This window comes from Delftia sp. DS1230 (assembly GCF_040112715.1).
Lineage (GTDB): Bacteria > Pseudomonadota > Gammaproteobacteria > Burkholderiales > Burkholderiaceae_C > Comamonas > Comamonas tsuruhatensis.
On sequence record NZ_CP157763.1, the window covers coordinates 2017901 to 2035512 of the forward strand.

17 protein-coding genes are annotated in these 17612 nt (G+C 67.9%); 11 read left to right on the plus strand and 6 right to left on the minus strand.

Features of this window, described 5'->3' with window-relative positions:
• Nucleotides 1–44: 44 nt before the first annotated feature.
• The 5 genes from AAN986_RS09030 to AAN986_RS09050 all read left to right on the plus strand — a co-directional run bounded on the left by AAN986_RS09030 (nt 45) and on the right by AAN986_RS09050 (nt 6770).
• Nucleotides 45–2618 carry a DUF5682 family protein gene (locus tag AAN986_RS09030; RefSeq protein ID WP_047218384.1) on the plus strand — a complete coding sequence of 858 codons (2574 nt, stop codon included), beginning with the start codon at nt 45–47 and terminating at the stop codon, nt 2616–2618.
• On the plus strand, nt 2615–3847 hold the full coding sequence (locus AAN986_RS09035; protein ID WP_016449188.1) for a VWA domain-containing protein: 1233 nt from the start codon (nt 2615–2617) through the stop codon (nt 3845–3847). The genes AAN986_RS09030 and AAN986_RS09035 overlap by 4 nt, the downstream gene beginning before the upstream one ends.
• 125 nt (nt 3848–3972) lie before the next feature.
• Nucleotides 3973–4950, plus strand: coding sequence for a DUF808 domain-containing protein (locus AAN986_RS09040; RefSeq protein WP_016449189.1), 978 nt, complete (start codon nt 3973–3975; stop codon nt 4948–4950).
• Nucleotides 4951–5268: 318 nt separating this feature from the next.
• Entirely contained in the window at nt 5269–5931 is a 663-nt protein-coding gene (locus tag AAN986_RS09045) for a hypothetical protein (RefSeq protein ID WP_047218385.1), read from the plus strand.
• Between the two features lie 32 nt (nt 5932–5963).
• A complete protein-coding gene (locus AAN986_RS09050) occupies nt 5964–6770 on the plus strand; it encodes a hypothetical protein (RefSeq protein WP_047218386.1) in 807 nt (268 codons plus the stop codon).
• A 33-nt stretch (nt 6771–6803) separates the two neighbouring features.
• Here the strand turns inward: AAN986_RS09050 and AAN986_RS09055 are convergent, their stop codons facing one another.
• Nucleotides 6804–7058: a hypothetical protein gene (locus AAN986_RS09055; RefSeq protein WP_016451380.1), complete on the minus strand. Its 255-nt coding sequence runs from the start codon at nt 7056–7058 to the stop codon at nt 6804–6806.
• Nucleotides 7059–7320: 262 nt separating this feature from the next.
• Here AAN986_RS09055 and AAN986_RS09060 point away from each other — a divergent pair, with 262 nt between their 5' ends.
• Both AAN986_RS09060 and AAN986_RS09065 read left to right on the plus strand, forming a co-directional pair.
• Entirely contained in the window at nt 7321–7617 is a 297-nt protein-coding gene (locus AAN986_RS09060; RefSeq protein WP_016449193.1) for a type II toxin-antitoxin system RelB/DinJ family antitoxin, read from the plus strand.
• Nucleotides 7617–7952 carry a type II toxin-antitoxin system YafQ family toxin gene (locus tag AAN986_RS09065; RefSeq protein ID WP_047218387.1) on the plus strand — a complete coding sequence of 112 codons (336 nt, stop codon included), beginning with the start codon at nt 7617–7619 and terminating at the stop codon, nt 7950–7952. Before AAN986_RS09060 ends, AAN986_RS09065 begins: the two co-directional genes overlap by 1 nt.
• A gap of 35 nt (nt 7953–7987) precedes the next feature.
• On the opposite strand, the gene AAN986_RS09070 is transcribed toward AAN986_RS09065, so the two are convergent.
• Both AAN986_RS09070 and AAN986_RS09075 read right to left on the minus strand, forming a co-directional pair.
• Nucleotides 7988–8608, minus strand: a complete 621-nt coding sequence (locus AAN986_RS09070; protein ID WP_047218388.1) for a glutathione S-transferase family protein — start codon at nt 8606–8608, stop codon at nt 7988–7990.
• 173 nt (nt 8609–8781) lie between these two features.
• Nucleotides 8782–9039, minus strand: a complete 258-nt coding sequence (locus AAN986_RS09075) for a helix-turn-helix transcriptional regulator (RefSeq protein WP_034396000.1) — start codon at nt 9037–9039, stop codon at nt 8782–8784.
• Between the two features lie 190 nt (nt 9040–9229).
• Between AAN986_RS09075 and AAN986_RS09080 the strand changes: the two genes are divergently transcribed.
• On the plus strand, nt 9230–9613 hold the full coding sequence (locus AAN986_RS09080) for a hypothetical protein (RefSeq protein WP_052862704.1): 384 nt from the start codon (nt 9230–9232) through the stop codon (nt 9611–9613).
• 254 nt (nt 9614–9867) lie between these two features.
• Here AAN986_RS09080 and AAN986_RS09085 read toward each other — a convergent pair whose 3' ends face one another.
• The 3 genes from AAN986_RS09085 to AAN986_RS09095 form a co-directional block, all read right to left on the minus strand.
• A complete protein-coding gene (locus tag AAN986_RS09085) occupies nt 9868–12339 on the minus strand; it encodes a TonB-dependent siderophore receptor (protein WP_047218390.1) in 2472 nt (823 codons plus the stop codon).
• Nucleotides 12340–12440: 101 nt separating this feature from the next.
• Nucleotides 12441–13478: a FecR domain-containing protein gene (locus tag AAN986_RS09090; protein WP_047218391.1), complete on the minus strand. Its 1038-nt coding sequence runs from the start codon at nt 13476–13478 to the stop codon at nt 12441–12443.
• Complete coding sequence (locus AAN986_RS09095; RefSeq protein WP_016451386.1) at nt 13475–13990, minus strand: sigma-70 family RNA polymerase sigma factor; 516 nt, start codon at nt 13988–13990, stop codon at nt 13475–13477. The genes AAN986_RS09090 and AAN986_RS09095 overlap by 4 nt, the downstream gene beginning before the upstream one ends.
• Before the next feature lie 230 nt (nt 13991–14220).
• On the opposite strand from AAN986_RS09095, the gene AAN986_RS09100 reads away from it, so the two are divergent.
• The 3 genes from AAN986_RS09100 to egtB all read left to right on the plus strand — a co-directional run bounded on the left by AAN986_RS09100 (nt 14221) and on the right by egtB (nt 17553).
• Nucleotides 14221–14835, plus strand: coding sequence for an OmpW family protein (locus AAN986_RS09100; RefSeq protein WP_016449200.1), 615 nt, complete (start codon nt 14221–14223; stop codon nt 14833–14835).
• 362 nt (nt 14836–15197) lie between these two features.
• The gene (gene egtD / locus AAN986_RS09105; protein ID WP_047218392.1) at nt 15198–16256 is read left to right on the plus strand and encodes an L-histidine N(alpha)-methyltransferase; all 1059 of its coding nucleotides are present in this window, start codon (nt 15198–15200) and stop codon (nt 16254–16256) included.
• Nucleotides 16243–17553, plus strand: a complete 1311-nt coding sequence (egtB, locus tag AAN986_RS09110; protein WP_046241878.1) for an ergothioneine biosynthesis protein EgtB — start codon at nt 16243–16245, stop codon at nt 17551–17553. Before egtD ends, egtB begins: the two co-directional genes overlap by 14 nt.
• The last annotated feature ends 59 nt before the right edge of the window (nt 17554–17612 follow it).

A 17612-nucleotide genomic window follows, 5' to 3' on the forward strand; every position in this document is an offset into this window, starting at 1 on the left:
GCTGACCGACCGCATCTTCTGCGCATCTCCTGCGCACTTCCCGTATGGCCACCTCTGCCAATCCGCTTCATTTCTTCGGCATCCGCCACCATGGCCCGGGCTGCGCGCGCAGCCTGCTGCAGGCCCTGGAGCAGCTGCAGCCCGACTGCCTGCTGGTCGAAGGCCCGCCCGAGGGCGAGTCCCTGCTGCCCATGCTGCAGCATGCCGACCTGCAGCCGCCCGTGGCCATGCTGGTCTATGTGCAGGACAGCCCGGCCCATGCCGCCTTCTATCCCTACGCCGAGTTCTCGCCCGAATGGCAGGCCCTGCAATGGGCGGCGCGCCAGGGCGTGGCCACGCGCTTCATCGACCTGCCCCAGACCCACCGCATGGCGCTGGACATGGCCGAGCAGGAGCGGCGCCGGGCCGAGGCGGCGGCAGCAGATGCAGGTGATGCAGGCGAGGATGCGGGCGATGAAGGCCAGGATGCAGATGCCGACACCGGCTCCGATTCCGGCGTCGCTGCGGCAGACGGCGGCCAGCTCCAGAGCAATGCCGCCGAGGCCCTGGACCGCGACGACACCACGCAGTCCGTGCCGGCTGCCGACCTCGCCGTCGATCCCTCGGACCCCGGCAGGCGGGACTGGCGCGATCCGCTGGACCTGCTGGCCGAGGCCGCTGGCTACCCCGACGGCGAAAGCTGGTGGAACCGCATGGTCGAGGAGCGCGGCGACGGCGCCACCCTGTTCGAGGGCATTGCCGAAGCCATGGCCGTGGTGCGCGCCGAGCTGCCCAACGAAGTGCGCGGAGAACGCCACGCCCGGCGCGAGGCGCTGCGCGAAGCCTGGATGCGCCAGTGCATGCGCGAGGCCGTCAAGGCCGGCCACCAGCGCATTGCCGTGGTCTGCGGCGCATGGCATGTGCCGGCCCTGCAGGCCCAGGTCACCGCCAAGGCCGATGCCGCCACGCTCAAGGGCCTGCCCAAGGCCAAGGTCCAGGCCACCTGGGCGCCCTGGACCTACCGCAACCTGTGCTCGTCCAGCGGCTATGGAGCGGGCGTGGATTCGCCGGGCTGGTATGAACACCTGTGGCGCTGCTCCGAGCCTGCGCCCGAGTCCTTGCTCCAGTCCGCACCTGCTGCCGACCCGGCACGCGCCAGCACCCGGCGCACCGTCGGCTGGCTGGCGCGCGTGGCCCATCTGCTGCGTTCCAAGGACCTGGACTGCTCCAGCGCCCACATCATCGAGGCCACGCGCCTGGCCGAAAGCCTGGCCGCCCTGCGCGGCCACGCCAGCCCGGGCCTGCCCGAGCTGGACGAGGCCATCGTCACCGTCATCAGCATGGGCGAGCGCGCTCCGCTGCGCCTGATCGAGCGCGAACTCAGCGTGGGCGACCGCATCGGCGGCGTGCCCGCCGACGTGCCCCAGGTGCCGCTGCAGCGCGACATCGAGCAGCAGCAAAAAAGCCTGCGCCTCAAGCCCGAGGCGGCCGCCAAGGTCCTGGCCCTGGACCTGCGCAAGGACACGGACCGCGACCGCAGCCACTTCCTGCACCGGCTGCGCCTGCTGGGCATAGAGTGGGGCAGCGTCACCACCGACCAGCAGCGCAACCGGGGCACCTTCCGCGAAAGCTGGCAGCTGCAGTGGGAGCCCGAGCTGGCCGTGCGCGTCATCGAGGCCAGCCGCTACGGCGGCACCCTGGTGCAGGCTGCAGCCGCCAAGGTGCGCCAGGCGCTGACGCCCGAGACACCGCTGCCCGAGCTGGCAAGGACCATCGACGACGCCCTGCTGGCCGACCTGCCGCACCTGGTCGATGCCCTCATGCACGACCTGGCCGACCGCTCTGCCAGCACCGGCGACGTTTCCCAGCTCATGCAGGCGCTGCCGCCGCTGGCCAATGTGCTGCGCTACGGCAGCGTGCGCCAGACCGACACCCAGGCGCTGGCCACGGTGATCGACAGCATGGCGCTGCGTGCCGCCATCGGCCTGCCCCTGGCCTGCATGGCGCTGGATGAAGACGCCGCAAGGCACATGCAGGCCACGGTGCTGCAGGCCCACGAGGCCCTGCGCCTGCGCGATGCCGAGGAGCCGCGCGAGGTCTGGTTCGGCGCCCTGCGCAGCATTGCCCTGGGCGATGCCGGCGCGGCCCTGCTGCGCGGCACGTCCTGCCGCCTGCTGCTGGATGCCCACCGCCTGGACAGCGAGGCCGTGGCCACGCAACTGGGCCGCAATCTCTCGCTGGGCGTGCCGCCGCTGGACGCTGCCGCCTGGCTGGACGGCTTTCTCAACCGCCAGGCCCTGGTGCTGCTGCACGACGACGCCATTTGGGGTGCCGTCGATGCCTGGCTGGCCCAGCTGGGCGAGACCCAGTTCACCCAGATCCTGCCGCTGGTGCGCCGCAGCTTCTCGGCCTTCTCCAACCATGACCGCCAGAGCCTGGGCGAAAAGGCCCGGCGAGGGCAGGGCAGTGCGGCCGTCGTGGCGGCTGCATCCGCAGGTGCCGCAGGCGCGGCAGGCGGCGGTGACGACGGCGCCTGGAACGAGGCGCGCGCCGTGCTTGCCCTTCCCGTACTCGATCAACTGCTGGGCCTGAACCTGCCCGCGCAACTGCTGTCCAGCCCGCAGGAGGCCCAGCCATGAACACCGCTGCCACCGTGAACGATGCATCCCTTGCCGACGCCGATCCGCAGGACCCCGCCGTCCAGCCCACCAACCGGCTGCAGCGCTGGCGCCTGGTGCTGGGCCAGCCGGCCGAGGGCAGCTGCGGCGGGCTGGGCGCCAAGGGCGGCTCCCTCGAAGAGATGGACAAGGCCCTGGCCGCGCTCTACGAAGAAGACAACAAGGACGGCAGCCTCTCGCGCCGGGGCGGCCGGGGCAACTCCTCGCCCAGCGTGGCGCGCTGGCTGGGCGACATCCGCAAGTACTTTCCCAGCCAGGTCGTGCAGGTCATGCAGCGCGACGCCATGGAGCGCCTGAACCTGCGCGAACTCATGCTCCAGCCCGAAATGCTGGAGCATGTGCAGCCCGACGTGCACATGGTGGCCGACCTCATCTCCCTGGGCTCCGTCATCCCGCAGAACACCAAGGAGACCGCGCGCATCGTCGTGCGCAAGGTGGTGGACGACCTCATGCGCCGCCTGGAAGAGCCCATGCGCAGCGCCGTCTCGGGCGCGCTGGACCGCAGCCAGCGCAACCGCCGCCCGCGCCATTCCGAGATCGACTGGAACCGCACCATCCGCGCCAACCTGCGCCACTGGCAGCCCGACTACCGCACCATCGTGCCCGAGACCCTGGTCGGCTACGGCCGCAAGGTCCGCCGCCCGCAGCGCGAAGTCATCCTGTGCATAGACCAGAGCGGCTCCATGGCCAACTCCGTCGTCTACTCCAGCATCTTCGGTGCCGTCATGGCCAGCCTGCCGGCCGTCGCTACCCGTCTGGTGGTCTTCGACACGGCGGTGGTGGACCTGACCGACAAGCTCTCCGACCCCGTGGACGTGCTGTTCGGCGTGCAACTGGGCGGCGGCACCGACATCAACCGCGCCGTGGGCTACTGCCAGGGCCTGATCAGCGAGCCGCGCAACGCCATCGTCGTGCTCATCTCCGACCTCTACGAAGGCGGCGTGGAAAGCGGCCTGCTGCGACGTGCCTCCGAGCTGGTGGAGTCGGGCGTGCAGTTCATCACGCTGCTGGCGCTCAGCGACGAAGGCGCGCCTGCCTACGATGCACAATTGGCCGCCAAGCTGGCCGCGCTGGGCGTGCCCTCGTTTGCCTGCACGCCGGACGCCTTCCCGCAGCTCATGGCCGCCGCCATCCGCCGCGACGACGTGGCGGCCTGGGCGGCAGGGCAGGGCTTCAAGACAAGCAAGTAGCGGATGGCCGCTCAGGCCGGTGGCCCGGCCGGCCGCCGGGCCTCTCCTACACGGGCAGGACATGCCCGTGCCCCATGATGGCGCCCAGGCCGCAAGGCCCCCCAACAATTCACTGGAGAAACGCGATGGCTGGTGCTGGTTTGCTGATGCTGCTTGACGATATTGCAGCGATCCTTGACGATGTGGCCCTCATGACCAAGGTCGCGGCCCGCAAGAGCGTGGCCATGGCCGACGATGTGTCCGTCATGACCAAGGTGGCTGCGCAGAAGACGGCCGGCGTGCTGGGCGATGACCTGGCCCTCAACGCCCAGCAGGTCACGGGCGTGCGCGCCGAGCGCGAGATTCCCGTGGTCTGGGCCGTGGCCAAGGGCTCGCTGGTCAACAAGGTCATCCTCGTGCCGACGGCGCTGCTCATCAGCGCCTTCATTCCCTGGGCTGTCACGCCGCTGCTCATGGTCGGCGGCGCCTTTCTGTGCTTTGAGGGTTGCGAGAAGCTGGCCCACAAATTCCTGCATTCGCCCGAGGAAGATGCCGTGGAGCGCGAGCGCCTCACCCAGGCCAATGCCGATGCGAGCGTCGATCTCGTCGCCATGGAAAAGGACAAGATCAAGGGCGCCGTACGCACCGACTTCATCCTCTCGGCCGAGATCATCGCCATTACCCTGGGCACCGTGGCCTCGGCGCCGTTCGGGCAGCAGGTCGCCGTGCTGGCGGGCATTGCCCTCATCATGACCTTGGGCGTCTATGGCCTGGTGGCCGGCATCGTCAAGCTCGATGACCTGGGACTGTGGCTGGGCCAGCGTGCCAGCGCCGCGGCCCGCGCGCTGGGCCGGGGCATCGTCGCCGCCGCGCCCTGGCTCATGAAGGGGCTGTCCGTTGCGGGCACGGCCGCCATGTTCCTGGTGGGTGGCGGCATCCTCGTACACGGCGTGCCTGCGCTGCACCACGCCGTGGAGGGCCTGGGCGATGCCGTGGCCCAGGGCGCGCTGGGCGGCCTGTGGCGCGTGCTGGCGGTGAATGTGCTCAACGCGGTGGCCGGCATCGTGGCCGGCGCCATCGTGCTGGCGGCTGTCGAAGGCATCAAGCGCCTGCGCCGCCGCTGAGTCGCCGCAAGCAAGGCCTGCCGGGGCTGCAGCCGGCAGAGCACACCAGGGGGGCCGTCAGGCCCCCTTTTCGATGGAATCTGCATGGAATTTGCACCTCAGCGCATTGCATTTGACTGTGGGCGCAAGCACGTGCATTTCCCCTGGAACTCTGCAAGGCCTGGCGTCCTCCTGTCCCTTGGCGGCGGCGCAATGCACTTGCGCCTGCCGGCCTCCGAGGTTCCGTGAACGGCCCATCGCCGCGCCAGAGCCATTGTCGGGACCGGGCGGCTGAAGCTGATTCCGCGCGGGTCCCTGGATTTTCATCAGGGGGATTCCATGATTTCCAATCTCACCAAGGCCAATGTGCTGCGCTCCGTCATCGCCGGCTGCTCGGTCGCGCAAGCGGGCAAGGCCGAGAAACTCGGCACCGAACGCGCACGCACCGCCCTCAATCGCATCTGCGAACTGCTGAATCTGCCCAACGACCTGGACGCCATACATGCGGAGCCGGACCTGTACCTCGAATCCCTGGCCCATTTCGAGAGCCTGCCCCAGTTCGAGCTGCGCACTCCCCTGGTGGCCAAACTCAGGCAGGTCCTGGGCCTGCGCTCCTGCAGGCAACTGACGCCGGCCATGCTGGCGCAAGTCACCGCGTCACAGCTTATCAACCAGGGCATCTCCATCGTCGCGCTGGCCGATCTGCAGCAATGGCTGCTCAAGCACGATCTGTCGCTGCGGCACAGTCCGCCCGTCACGGAAGTGGACTTCAGGGAGGCCAGGAAAGCCATTGCCCTGCTGGATGCCTTCGACTTCGATACCGAATCGCTGGAATGGCAAATGAATCACCTTGCCCGCCCGCGCGCCAGGGGCAGGGGAAGGCGTGCCGCCGCCACGGCCCCCTCAACTGGCAGGCCTGCAGGTGAATCCCCTTCTGCCGGCTCCGCTCCTGCGTCTGCGTCTGCGTCTGCGTCTGCGTCTGCGTCTGCGTCTGCGCCCTAATATCGGCTTTCCCGAACCACGCTCAGCACACCATGAAGCTCCCCTTGCTTGCCGCCATGGCCCTGGCACTGCAGCTGCTGGCGCCAGCGCCCGCCATGGCAGCCGACGACATCGTCTTCAAGGACAGCGCCGGCCGCGTGCTCAAGCGCAGCGACCTGGACAAGGCCGATGGCCGTTTCAGCTGGGAACTGCCCCGCGCCACACCCGTCAGCCAGGCGGCACGCGATGCCCATGCCCTGGGCCGCGCCGCAGGGCAGCGCGGTGACAACCGGGCTGCGCTGGCGCATTTCGAGACCGCCTCGAAGCTGGCGCCGGACTGGCCTTATCCCGTCTACGACGCCGCATTCACCTACCTGCTGCAAAAGGACTTTGATGCGGCCTATCGCCACTACCGGCGCGTGGATGCAATGGCTCCCAGGGGTTTCTTCATGGCCAAGACGGCCGTGCACAGCCTGCGCATGGAGCGCGATGGCAAGCTCCCGCAAGGCACCTATCTGCGCTACCTCGCCCTGGAGTGGGAGACCGACAGGAGCAAGGTGCGCCAGGCCGCCCTGGCCATGACCCGCGAAACCCCTGGCTTCGCCCCCGCCTGGAAGACAGCCGCCCTGATGGAGGACGACCCCGACCAATGCCTTGCCCTGCTGGACAGCGGCCTGAAGGCCGACCCCGATGCCCAGACCCGCGGCTTTCTGCTGCTGAACAAGGCCCTGCTGCTGCGCGAGCGCAACCAGATTCCCGAGGCCATGGTGATGCTGGGAGAGCTGGCGGTGGACCCCCGGTCTCCGCTGGATGTCGAGGCGCTGGCGCGGCACACGCTGGCGCAGTGGGCGCGGCCTTGAGACCGGCACCCGCACCTTCGCTGGCCGGCCCACTCAGCGCATCGCCAGCTCCACGGCCTCCGCAGACAGCCCGTAGGCCTCGACAAAGACCTCGATGCGGTCCTGCGTCTGCGCGTTCACAAACGTCTCCATGCCCACGCTGTCCATCTCCCCTGACAGCATCTGGCCCGTATTCACGGGGCGGGTGTCGAGCTGCTGCGCCAGCACGCAGCTGTCTTCTCCCTCCGGCTGCAGACCGATGAGCCCTGTCTGGTTGTTGATGGCAATCACCCTGGCTTGTCTTTGCATGCTCCACCCTGTCGTCTGAATCCGTCGTTTCTGGAATGGCGAAAAGGCGCCGCCTTGCGCAACGCCCCTGCCTGTCCTGGCGACTTTAGGCAAGGCTTGGGGGCGGCGGTAGAGGTCTGGGGCTTGGTGGACTGCCAAGGGAAATTTACGAATGGCTGTCTGGTTTTTTGTTTTTGCAAGTGAATGCGTGTGGAAGGTTGCAGCAACAGTTGATTTGAGATTGCCTAGAATATGTCGGCAAGTGACCTCAAAGGAGCAAAAAATGACCATCATCCGTACTACCGTAGATGACAAGATCTACGACAGCGCTGCCGACATACTTTCTACGCTGGGCATGGATGTGAACGCCGCCGTGCGCATGTTTCTGCAGGGCGTTGTGCTGCACAACGGGATTCCCTTTGACCTGCGGCTGACGGCGGAGCAGGTGCAGGCGATGCGGCTGCGTCGCGAGACAAATCGGCAGGCCACTTTGGAGGCGAGAGAAATCGCCAGAGGCGGTGAACCTGGACATGCCTCTGTTGAAGCCATGCTGCAGGCCATGGAAAAGGATGAAGCCTGATGGCCGGCAAGAAGGGCTGCAGGCTGCGCACCATCGCGTACACCAAGACCTTCAGGAAGGACTACCAGCGCATGGCGGCATCAGGCCGTTACGACATGACACTGGTGAACCAGGTCGGCGGCCTGCTCATTGCCCACACGGCGCAGCAGGTGCTGGCGGCGCAGTGGAGCGATCACGCCTTGATCGCCGACGATGAATGGGACGCGGGCGATCGGGATATCCATCTGGGAGGGGACTTCCTGCTGATCTATCGCATTGATCCGCATCCCGAAGCCAAGGACATGGAGATCGTCATCTTCAAGCGCCTTGGAACCCACAGCGATCTGTTTGGCTGAGCGCGGCCATCGCAGGCCGCGGGCAGCCTCCCCCCTCAGCTCCCCAGCGCCCCGCGCACGGCAGCGCGCTCGCCCATGCGCTTGAAGTGCGCCTGCACCTTGGGGAAGCCGGCGATGTCCACGCCGTCGCCCTCCAGCCAGCCGGCAATGGTGAACAGATAGGCGTCGGCCACGGAATAGTCGGAGCCCAGCACCCAGGGCGCGTCGCCCAGGTAGTGGCGCTCTATCACGCCAAAGCATTCGGCCATGTTGGCTGCCACCTTGCGCTGCATGGAGGCAATGGCCGGCTCGTCATCGGCCCAGCGGCCTGCGCGCCGGCCGTGGGCGTGGGCCACGTGCACGGTGGAGGACAGGTAGCCGTGGAACTCCTGCATGTGGGCGAAGGCATAGGCATCGTCCAGCGGGGCAAGCCGGGCTTCGGGAAAGCGCCGGGCAATATAGGCGAGCAGGGCCGGCGTTTCGGTGAGCACGCCGCGCTCGGTTACCAGGGCGGGCACGCGGCCCTTGGGATTGATGGCCAGGTATTCGGGGCTGCGCTGCTCGCCCTTGGAGAAATCGAGCTTGACGACTTCATGGGGCGCATTGGCCTCGATCAGGGCGATGCGGGCGGCCAGGGCGCAGGTGCCGGGAGCGTAGTAGAGCTTGAGGGTGGTCATGAAAGAGACGGGTAGGGGTGGGATACGGGCAGATTCTGCCGTCGACGCCGATGGCCGGGCCGGCCCTCCAAGTTAGTGCGTATTGCAGGGGCGTGCAAGCGGCATCTGCGTCTTTGCTTATGCCGGTCCGGGGTGTTACAGCGCCCGGCTTCCTGTCCTGTCGAAAGGAGCCGTCAATCGCCGGCCGGGTCACTGCCCTGACCGATCACCTTCATGCGCTTCTCCACATCCTTGATCAATGCAGACGGCGTGATGTCCAGGGCATCGCAAAGCTGAAACAGCATGCGGATGCTTGGGCTGTTGCGGCCCAACTCTATCAACGACACATAAGAACGGTCCATGTCTGCGCGCAGAGCCAAGTCTGTCTGCGACCAATTGCGCTTTGTTCTCAGGCTGCGCAGCGCCTGTCCGAATGCCTGATCTGGTTCCACGTTGCTTGCTCAAAATATTCAGCAAGGTTCGCTCTAGGCAATTGGTGATTTGTTGAATATATTCAGCAAAATCATTGGCTTCGATAGATTGAGCCAAATATGTTGGCGCGCGCCAAAAAAGCCTTGGCAAGAGTTCACGCAAATCAGGGGGAGGACGTAGTCAATGCACCAATGCAACTGCGACGGCGCAATGCCATGCGATTGCGAAGAGCAGGTCAACGATGCGCTGTGCCAGATGGGCGCTGCACTGAGCGTGCTGGAGATGCATGCCGAGCGCGTGCAAAGCCCGGAAATCTCTGCTATCCGTGATCTGCTGCACCGCTACCACGAAGAGGCCCACCATACGGCGGGCCTGGTGCACATGGCCGCGCCGGTGGTCTGCCTGCTGAACGATCTGTCTCTGAACCTGCGGCGGATCATCGCCCTGGTCGGGCGGCTCCATGGCGACGACAACGACGATCCCATCCTCTACGCGGTGAGCTATCTGTTGCTGTCCGCCAGGCGTTTTGCCGAGGGCGGGGCCTGCACGGAGGCCCTCCTGGCCGGCAGCAATGGCCGCGCCGAGAACCAGTAAGCCGCAGCCACGGCCTCGCACCTAGAACCCGGCATCACACATCGGTGGCCGCTGGCCTGCCGCGCAATGCGTTGCATGCATCCAACGCCATCCGATCCAGACGAGCAGGTCCGCGATGCGCTGTGCTGGATGCAAGCTGCACCGAGCGTGCTGCAGATGCATGCCGAGTGGGCTGTCTGTTGCTCTCCGCCGGGCGTTGTTCCAAGAGCGGGGGCCTGCATTGCTCCCGCCCTGGCGGGCAGCAATGGCGGCACTCAGAACCGATAGGCCGCCGCCACACGCACCTCGCGCCCGAAGCCCAGCGCGCAAAATTGCGCGCCGCCACGGAAGGTGTTGCATTGCGTGCGGTACTGCCTGTCGGTGAGGTTGCTGAGGTTGACCGAGAAGCGCCACGGGCCGGTGGTGTAGGCGGCCATGGCGTCCCACAGCGTGTAGGCGTCGTTCATGGGGGTCTTCACGCCGTCCATGGGCAGCTCGCCAGGCGTGGCGCTGATGTGGCGCAGGCCCAGGCCCAGCTCCAGGGCGCCGCGCTGGTACTTGCCCCACAGCGATGCGGCATGGCGCGGCGTGGCGCCGGGGCGCGCGCCGATCTCGATGGCGTTGTTGCTGCGCGTGACCCTGGAGTCGAGGTAGGTATAGGCCGCAATGGCCGAGAAGCCGCCGCCGATCTCGCCCTGGGCCTGCAGTTCCAGCCCCCGGTTGCGCACTTCGCCGGTCTGCACGTCGAAGCGCGGGTTGAGTGTGGATGGCGTGCGCACATTGCGCTTGCGCAGGTCGAACACTGCGGCGCTGAGCGTGTAGCCGGCCGACGGCGGCGCGTAGCGCAGGCCGGCCTCGAACTGGCGCGCGGTCTCGGGCTCGTAGGGCCTGCCGTTGGCGTCGGTGGCCGTGACCGTGGTCAGCGGCGGCTGGAAGGAGTTGTTGAAGGACACATAGGGCGCCAGGCCGCTGGGCGCCAGGTAGATCAGGCCCAGCCGCCCGGTGACGGCGCTGTCGGTGCGGCGCACGGTGGTGATGGCGAAGGGCGCGGTGGCTGCGGCGCGCGCGTCGTAGTCGGTGTCTATGCGTGCGCTGTCGCGGCGCAGGCCGGCGCTGAGCACCCAGCGCTCGCCGAACTTGATCTGGTCCTGCACGTACAGGCCCGCCTGGTGCGTGCGTGCCAGCGCGCGGTCGCTGAGGTAGTTGTCATCCCAGTTCGGCGCGATGTGGATGGGGTTGACCAGGTCCAGCGGCGCCACGGCGCCGTTGAGCGAGTAGATGCGCCAGTCGAGCCTGGAGCGGTAGTAGTCGAAGCCCACGGCCCACTGGTGCGAGACGGCACCCGTCCGGTGGCGGCCTTCGATCTGCGTGTCCATGACCCAGGTCTGTTCGGCGTCGGGCCGCACCATGGCCAGGCGTGCCATGCCGCGCTGGTCGGCCGTCAGGCCCCGGTTGCGCATCTCGCGCCGGTCGTTGCGGCCATCCAGGTAGCGCAGGTTGTTGCGCAGCGTGAGCTGGTCGTTCAGCCGGTGCTCCAGCAGCCAGCCCACGCTGGCGTTGCGCTTGTGGTGGCCAGATCCCGGACCGCTGACGTTGATGTCCGTGGCCGACCAGCCCGCAGGCGTCTGGCGGTAGTAGGGGATGACGAAGCCGGTTTCGTCCTCCTGGTACTGCGCCAGCAGGGTGAGGCTGGTGCGCTCGCCCAGCAGTGTGAAGGAGGGGGCGATGTAGCTGCGGTCGGCGCGCAGGCCGTTCCACTGCGTGCCCGATTCGCGCTTGAGCACGGTCAGCCGTGCCAGCGCCGTGCCCTGTTCATTGATGGCGCCACCGATGTCGGCCGTGAGCTGGCGCCGGTCGTGGCTGCCGAACTCCACGCCCACTTCGCGCTGCATGCCGGCGCGCGGGCGCTTGGTGACGGCATTGATCAGGCCGCCGGGCGCGGACTGGCCGTACAGCACCGAGGCCGGGCCGTGCACGACTTCCAGCCGCTCCAGTCCATACGGCTCCAGGTTGGTCATGAAGCCGTTGTGGACCATGCGCATGCCGTCCCGGTACAGGCCCGTGCCCGTCAGATAGAAACCGCGCACGGCCACGTCGTCATCGGTGATGCCGTAGTCCATGGGACGCACGCCCGCGCTGTAGCGCACGGCTTCGGCCACGCTGGAGATGGCCTGGTCGCGGATCTGGGCCTCGCCGATGATGCTGACCTGCTGCGGCGTCTCCAGCAGCGGCACATCCATCTTCATGGCCGAGGCGCTGCGGCGCGGCCCGTAGCCGGGCACGGCGCCCCAGGCGCTTTCATGCTCGGCATCGGCCAGCACGTTCACGGTGGGCAGCGCATGCTCGGCCGCGGCCCCGGGCCGCGCACGGTGCACGGCCCAGCCGCCTTCGGCCGTGCGCGTGGCCTGCAGCTGGTGCGGGGCGAGCAGGGCGGCAAGCCCTTCGTGCACGCCGCGCGTACCGCTCAGCGCCGCCGACTGTCGGTTCTGGACCAGGGCTGGATCGAACGAGAGGGTGATGCCTGCCTGGCGCGCGAGGCTGTGCAGGCTGGTCTCCAGTTCACCGGCCGGCAGGTCGAACCGGATGGATCTGGCATCCGGGGCGGAGCTCGGGCTCTGGGCCAGGGCGGTCATGGGCAGGCCCAGCGTGATAAACAGGCCCAGCATCAAGGCCTGTGCAGCCACCGCCGTGGGGCGTGTGCACGAGGGTGGATGGGCGGCGCGGCGGGTGCTGGGCAGGCTGGGCATGGAGGCAGTCCTTGAGAAGCGGCAAAGGAAAAGCGATGTCTTTGCTCCTATGCCGAACGGGCGGTGTGAAACCCGTAATGACTGCCTGAAAAAATTCCGGCTCAGGCTTTGACCAGGCGCTTGGCGCTGCGGGCACCGCTGGCCGCACCTTGTCCGCGCTCCACACGCACAGGCAGCGTGCGGGCAATGGCGGCCAGCGCACGACCCGCCGGATCCGGGCCGTCCAGCTGGAATACGCCTGAAACACGCAGGGCAGCCACGTCGTCGGCACATTCCATGGGCATGCCGGTCTGGCGTGACAGCTCGGTCACGAAGGCGTCCAGGCGCATGCGGCGGGCGACCAGTACGCCGTCGGTCCATGCGTCGGGCACCAGGCCTTCGTCGGGCAGGCGCACAGGGCGGTGCTGGCCGGCGTGCAGCACATGGGTTTCGCCGGAGGTGGCGACGATGGCGTCCAGGGGGCCTGGCGCAGTGCCGTCCAGCGCCCTGACATGGATGGCCACGCGGCCCTCGGTGACGTACAGGCGCGTGGCCGTGTCCGGGTGTTTTTCGTGGCGCACGCCGAAGCTGGTGCCCAGGGCCTCGAAGCGGGCCAGCGGCGTTTCCACCCAGAAGGAGCGTCGGCCCGCGAGGGAGCGCGGGTCGCTGCCGGTGTCGATGAAGATCTCGCCGCGTGCCAGGCGGACCACGCGGCGCAGCAAGGTGAAATCCACCTGCACCAGCGTGTCCGGTGCCAGGTGCAGGCGGCTGCCGTCGGCCAGCAGCGTGCTGCGGCGCTCACCGATGGCCGTGTCCAGCGCGATCTGCTCGCGCGGTGCAGCCCAGCGCCATGCCATGGATCCCAGCAGCAGGGCCGCGGGGCCCAGGAACAGCAGCCGCTGCAGGCTTGCGCGCCGGCCTCGCGCCGGCCCTGGGCCGGCGGACCGCAGCACGCCGTGGGCCAGGCCCGCCTGGCCGGCGGGCAGGGCGAACTGGGCCTCCACAGCCTGGACCTGTTGCCAGGCCTGTTCGTGCGCGGCGTGGCTGCTGCGCCATGCCTGGCAGGCGGCGCGGTCGGCATCGGTGGCCGTGCCGGAGGCCAGCCGCACGGCCCAGGCAATGGCCTGTTCCAGCGCCTGGGGGGCCTGGTCTGTGCTCACGCCGTCAGTTCCCTGCGCAGGGCAAGGCAGTGGCGTATGGCGGTGGCCATGTATTTCTCGACGGAGCTCAGGCACACGCCCAGCTGCAGGGCGATTTCCGGGTAGCTCAGGCCTTCCAGGCGGGAGAGCAGAAAGGCGCTGCGGGCCTTGGGCGGCAGGCCGGCCAGCAGGTTGTCCATGCGCACCAGGGATTCGATCAGCAGATGGCGCTCCTCGGCCGAGGGCGCCAGCGGCTCGGGCAGGCTGGCGATGGCGTCCAGGCAGGCGCGCTCCAGCGCGGCGCGGCGTGTGTGGTCCACGACCAGGCCGTTGGCGATGGTGGTGAGCCAGGCGCGCGGCTCGCGCACGCCATGCAGGGACTGGGGCTTGCCCAGCACGCGAATGAAGGTGTCCTGGGCCAGGTCGGCCGCATCGCAGGGATTGCCCAGCCTGCGCCTGAGCCAGCCCACCAGCCAGCCGTGGTGGTCGCTGTAGAGCAGGGCGATATCGGGGTGCGAAGGCGCGGCGGCCATGGAGCGGGTTCCTGGGAAAGCGGATTTGATAATGATTCGCATTCTATTTGAGCAATGGCTGCAGCCTGGCCGCAACTGGCCTGCCGCGCATGGCGTTGCATGCATCCAACGCGATCCGGCCATGCGACGGCGCCCACCTTCGGATTTGAGCTAGGACAAGACCGGCCTTGCCTGCCCCTGCTGCAATACAGCTACGGGATTTGCCCCGGGCTACTCCAAGACTCTCCATCATGAAAAGAACTCTGCTCGCCGTTGCTGCCGTTTGCGCCCTGTCGTCGGGTGCCGCCTTTGCGCAGCAGGCCGAAGGCCCCTGGATGGTGCGCGTGCGCGCCGTCCACCTGGACAGCGTCAACAAGGACAGCACGGGCCTGGGCCTGTCGATCAATGACAAGTGGATGCCCGAGCTGGACGTGTCCTACTTCTTCACGCCCAACATCGCGGCCGAGCTGGTGCTGACCTACCCGCAAAAGCATGACCTGCGTGCCAACGGCCTGGGTCAGATCGGCAGCCTCAAGCACCTGCCGCCCACGCTGCTGGCGCAATACCACTTCACCAATTTCGGCGCGTTCAAGCCCTACGTGGGCGCCGGTGTCAACTTCACGCGCTTTTCCAGCGTGAACTTCGATCCCGCCGTGCAGGCCGCGCTGAACCCCTCCATCAAGAAGAACAGTTTTGGCGGCGCGCTGCAGATCGGCTTCGACTATGCGCTGGACAAGAACTGGTCGCTGAATTTCGACGTGAAGAAGGTCTTCATCGAGACGGACGTGCGCGCTGGCGGCACCAAGGTGGGCACCTTCAAGGTGAACCCCGTGCTGGTTGGCGTGGGACTGGGCTATCGCTTCTGATCTTCGGATCATGAGCGAGGCACGCGCTGCTTCATCCGGCAGCGCGTAGTGAGGCAAGGATGGGTACTTGGTCCGGTATGCCGTTCGCGGCATACCGGATTTTTTTCGTCCGGCATGCTGCAGCGCACCAGATCTGCAGGTCATGAAAAAGACACGCTCGCTGGAAACTGTCCTACCCGCGTGCCTGGGGCGGGCGCCTAGGCTGGTGCCTCGGCCTGTCGGCGCGCGCCTTGCGAGGCGGGACGCCAGTTTGCAGGCTTCATTCTGGCTGCCCGCCCCCTTGGCGACCGCTCCCCGCTGCAAGGCGGGGGCGCGGCATTCACCATGCTGAGGCGGTCGGCGCACAACGCGAGGCCCCCACCATGCTGTATGCCCACGATCATTCCGTGTCTTCCCCTCCATTGGCGTCGCGCGCCCAGCGCGTGCCCCTGCCCCTGCCTTCGGCTCCGCGCCCACCGGCCGAAGGTGGCAGGAGAGAGGCTGCGCCGGAGCTGGCAGACAGCGCCCTGCGAGCAACCCTGGCCGAATTGCAGAACGGGCTGATGCAGCCGCAGGCCCGGGTCTCGCCCAAGTTTCTCTATGACTCACGCGGCTGCGACCTGTTCGAGCAGATCACGCGGCTGCCCGAGTACTACCCCACGCGCACCGAGGCCGCCATCCTGGCCGACTCCGGTCCGGCCATGGCCGAGGCCCTGCGCGGCAGCGAGGTGCTGATCGAGCTGGGCGCCGGCAATTGCGAAAAGGTGCGCGGCCTGTGCCGCAGCCTGCGTCCACGGCACTTCGTGGGCGTGGACATTGCGGGCGCCTTCCTGCGCCAGTCCGTGCGGCGCCTGGCCGAGGAGTTTCCGCAGCTGCAGGCCCATGCCGTCACGGCCGACATCACCGAGCCGCTGGCCCTGCCGCCCTATATCCCGCAGGCCGGCCGGCTGCTGTTCTACCCGGGCTCGTCCATAGGTAACTTCGACCCTGAACAGGCCCAGCGCATGCTGGGCCAGATGCGGGCCCTGCTCAGCGACGACGGTGGGCTGCTGATCGGCATAGACCTGCCCAAACCCATACAGTGGCTGGAGCCTGCCTATGACGATGCCCAGGGCGTGACGGCGCGCTTCAACCTCAACCTGCTCAGCCATGTGAACCACCTGCTGGGCAGCGACTTCAACGAGGGCGACTGGGAACATGTGGCCTTCTTCAACACCGAGCACTCGCGCATCGAAATGCACCTGCGCGCGCGGCGCCCGCTGATCGTTGGCTGGCCCCAGGGGCTGCGGCACTTCGCGGCCGGCGAGACCATACACACCGAGAACAGCTACAAATACCCGCTGCCCGACTTCCTGGACATGCTGGCCTGTGCGGGCTTCGGGGCCTGCCAGGTCTGGACCGATGAGCGCCAGTGGTTTGCCGTGATCCATGCCCATGCGTGAAATGCCCGCCGTCTTCCGCTGGGTGCAGCGCTACGAGGCCGTGCGCCAGACCACCGTGCTGCTGGCCGCCCCCTTGTCCGCCGAGGATGCCTGCGTACAGTCCATGCCCGATGCCAGCCCTGCCAAATGGCATCTGGCGCATACCACCTGGTTCTTCGAGACCTTTGTCCTGGCCGAGCACGCGCCCGGCGTGCCGCCCTTCGATCCCGACTTCCGCGTGCTGTTCAACTCCTACTACCAGCAGGTGGGTGCGCGGCATCCGCGTGCCCAGCGCGGGCTGCTGACCCGGCCCTCGCTGGCGCGGGTGCTGGCCTACCGCGAGGCGGTGGACCAGCGCATGCTGCAGATGTTCGAGGACTGGGGCACGCAGCCGCCTGCGCGTCTGGCCGCGCTGCTGGAGCTGGGCCTGCAGCATGAGCAGCAGCACCAGGAACTGCTGCTGACCGACATCAAGCACCTGCTGTCGTGCCACCCGCTGTGGCCTGCCTATCGAGAGCAGGAAGAGGGCATGCCTGCGCCTGGGCCGGCAGATGGAACGCCTGCCCCGCTGCAGTGGCAGACCGTGCCGCGTGGCATGCATGCCGTGGGCCATGGCGGCGAGGGCTTTGCGTTCGACAACGAGCGCCCGCGCCACGAGGTGTTTGTGCAAGGCTGCGAGATCGCGCAGCGGCCCGTGAGCAATGCCGAGTTCCTGCGCTTCGTCGAGGACGGCGGCTATGCCCAGCCGCAGTGGTGGCTGGCCGAAGGCTGGGACTGGCGCTGCGCGCAGCAACTGGAGCATCCCTGGTACTGGCGGCGCAATGCAGGCGGCGCGTTGGATGGCGCATCGGACGGCACGTGGCAGGAGTTCAGCCTGCATGGCGCGCTGGCGCTGGACGGGCGCCGCCCCGTCTGCCACATCTCGTATTTCGAGGCCGACGCCTATGCGCGCTGGGCCGGTGCGCGCTTGCCTACCGAGGCGGAATGGGAGGCGGCCTTTGCCGCGCCCATGGCGCAGCGCCCCGAGCACGACGAGCCTCCCGGCCCCGTGCACCCGCGCGCCATGCAGCCCGGCAGCCTTGCGCTGGGCGAGGTCTGGGAATGGACCCAGTCCGCCTACGGCGCCTACCCGGGCTTCCAGATCGCGGAGGGCGCCGTGGGTGAATACAACGGCAAGTTCATGGTCAACCAGTATGTGCTGCGGGGCGGCTCCTGCCTCACGCCGCCAGGCCATGCGCGCGCCAGCTACCGCAATTTCTTTCCCACGCAGGCGCGCTGGCAGATGACCGGCCTGCGGCTGGCGCGGGATCCGGCTTGAGCCTGCCCCTGCCGCATCCCCATGCATTGCGCCGCCCGCCGGTGCATGCAGTAGCATCG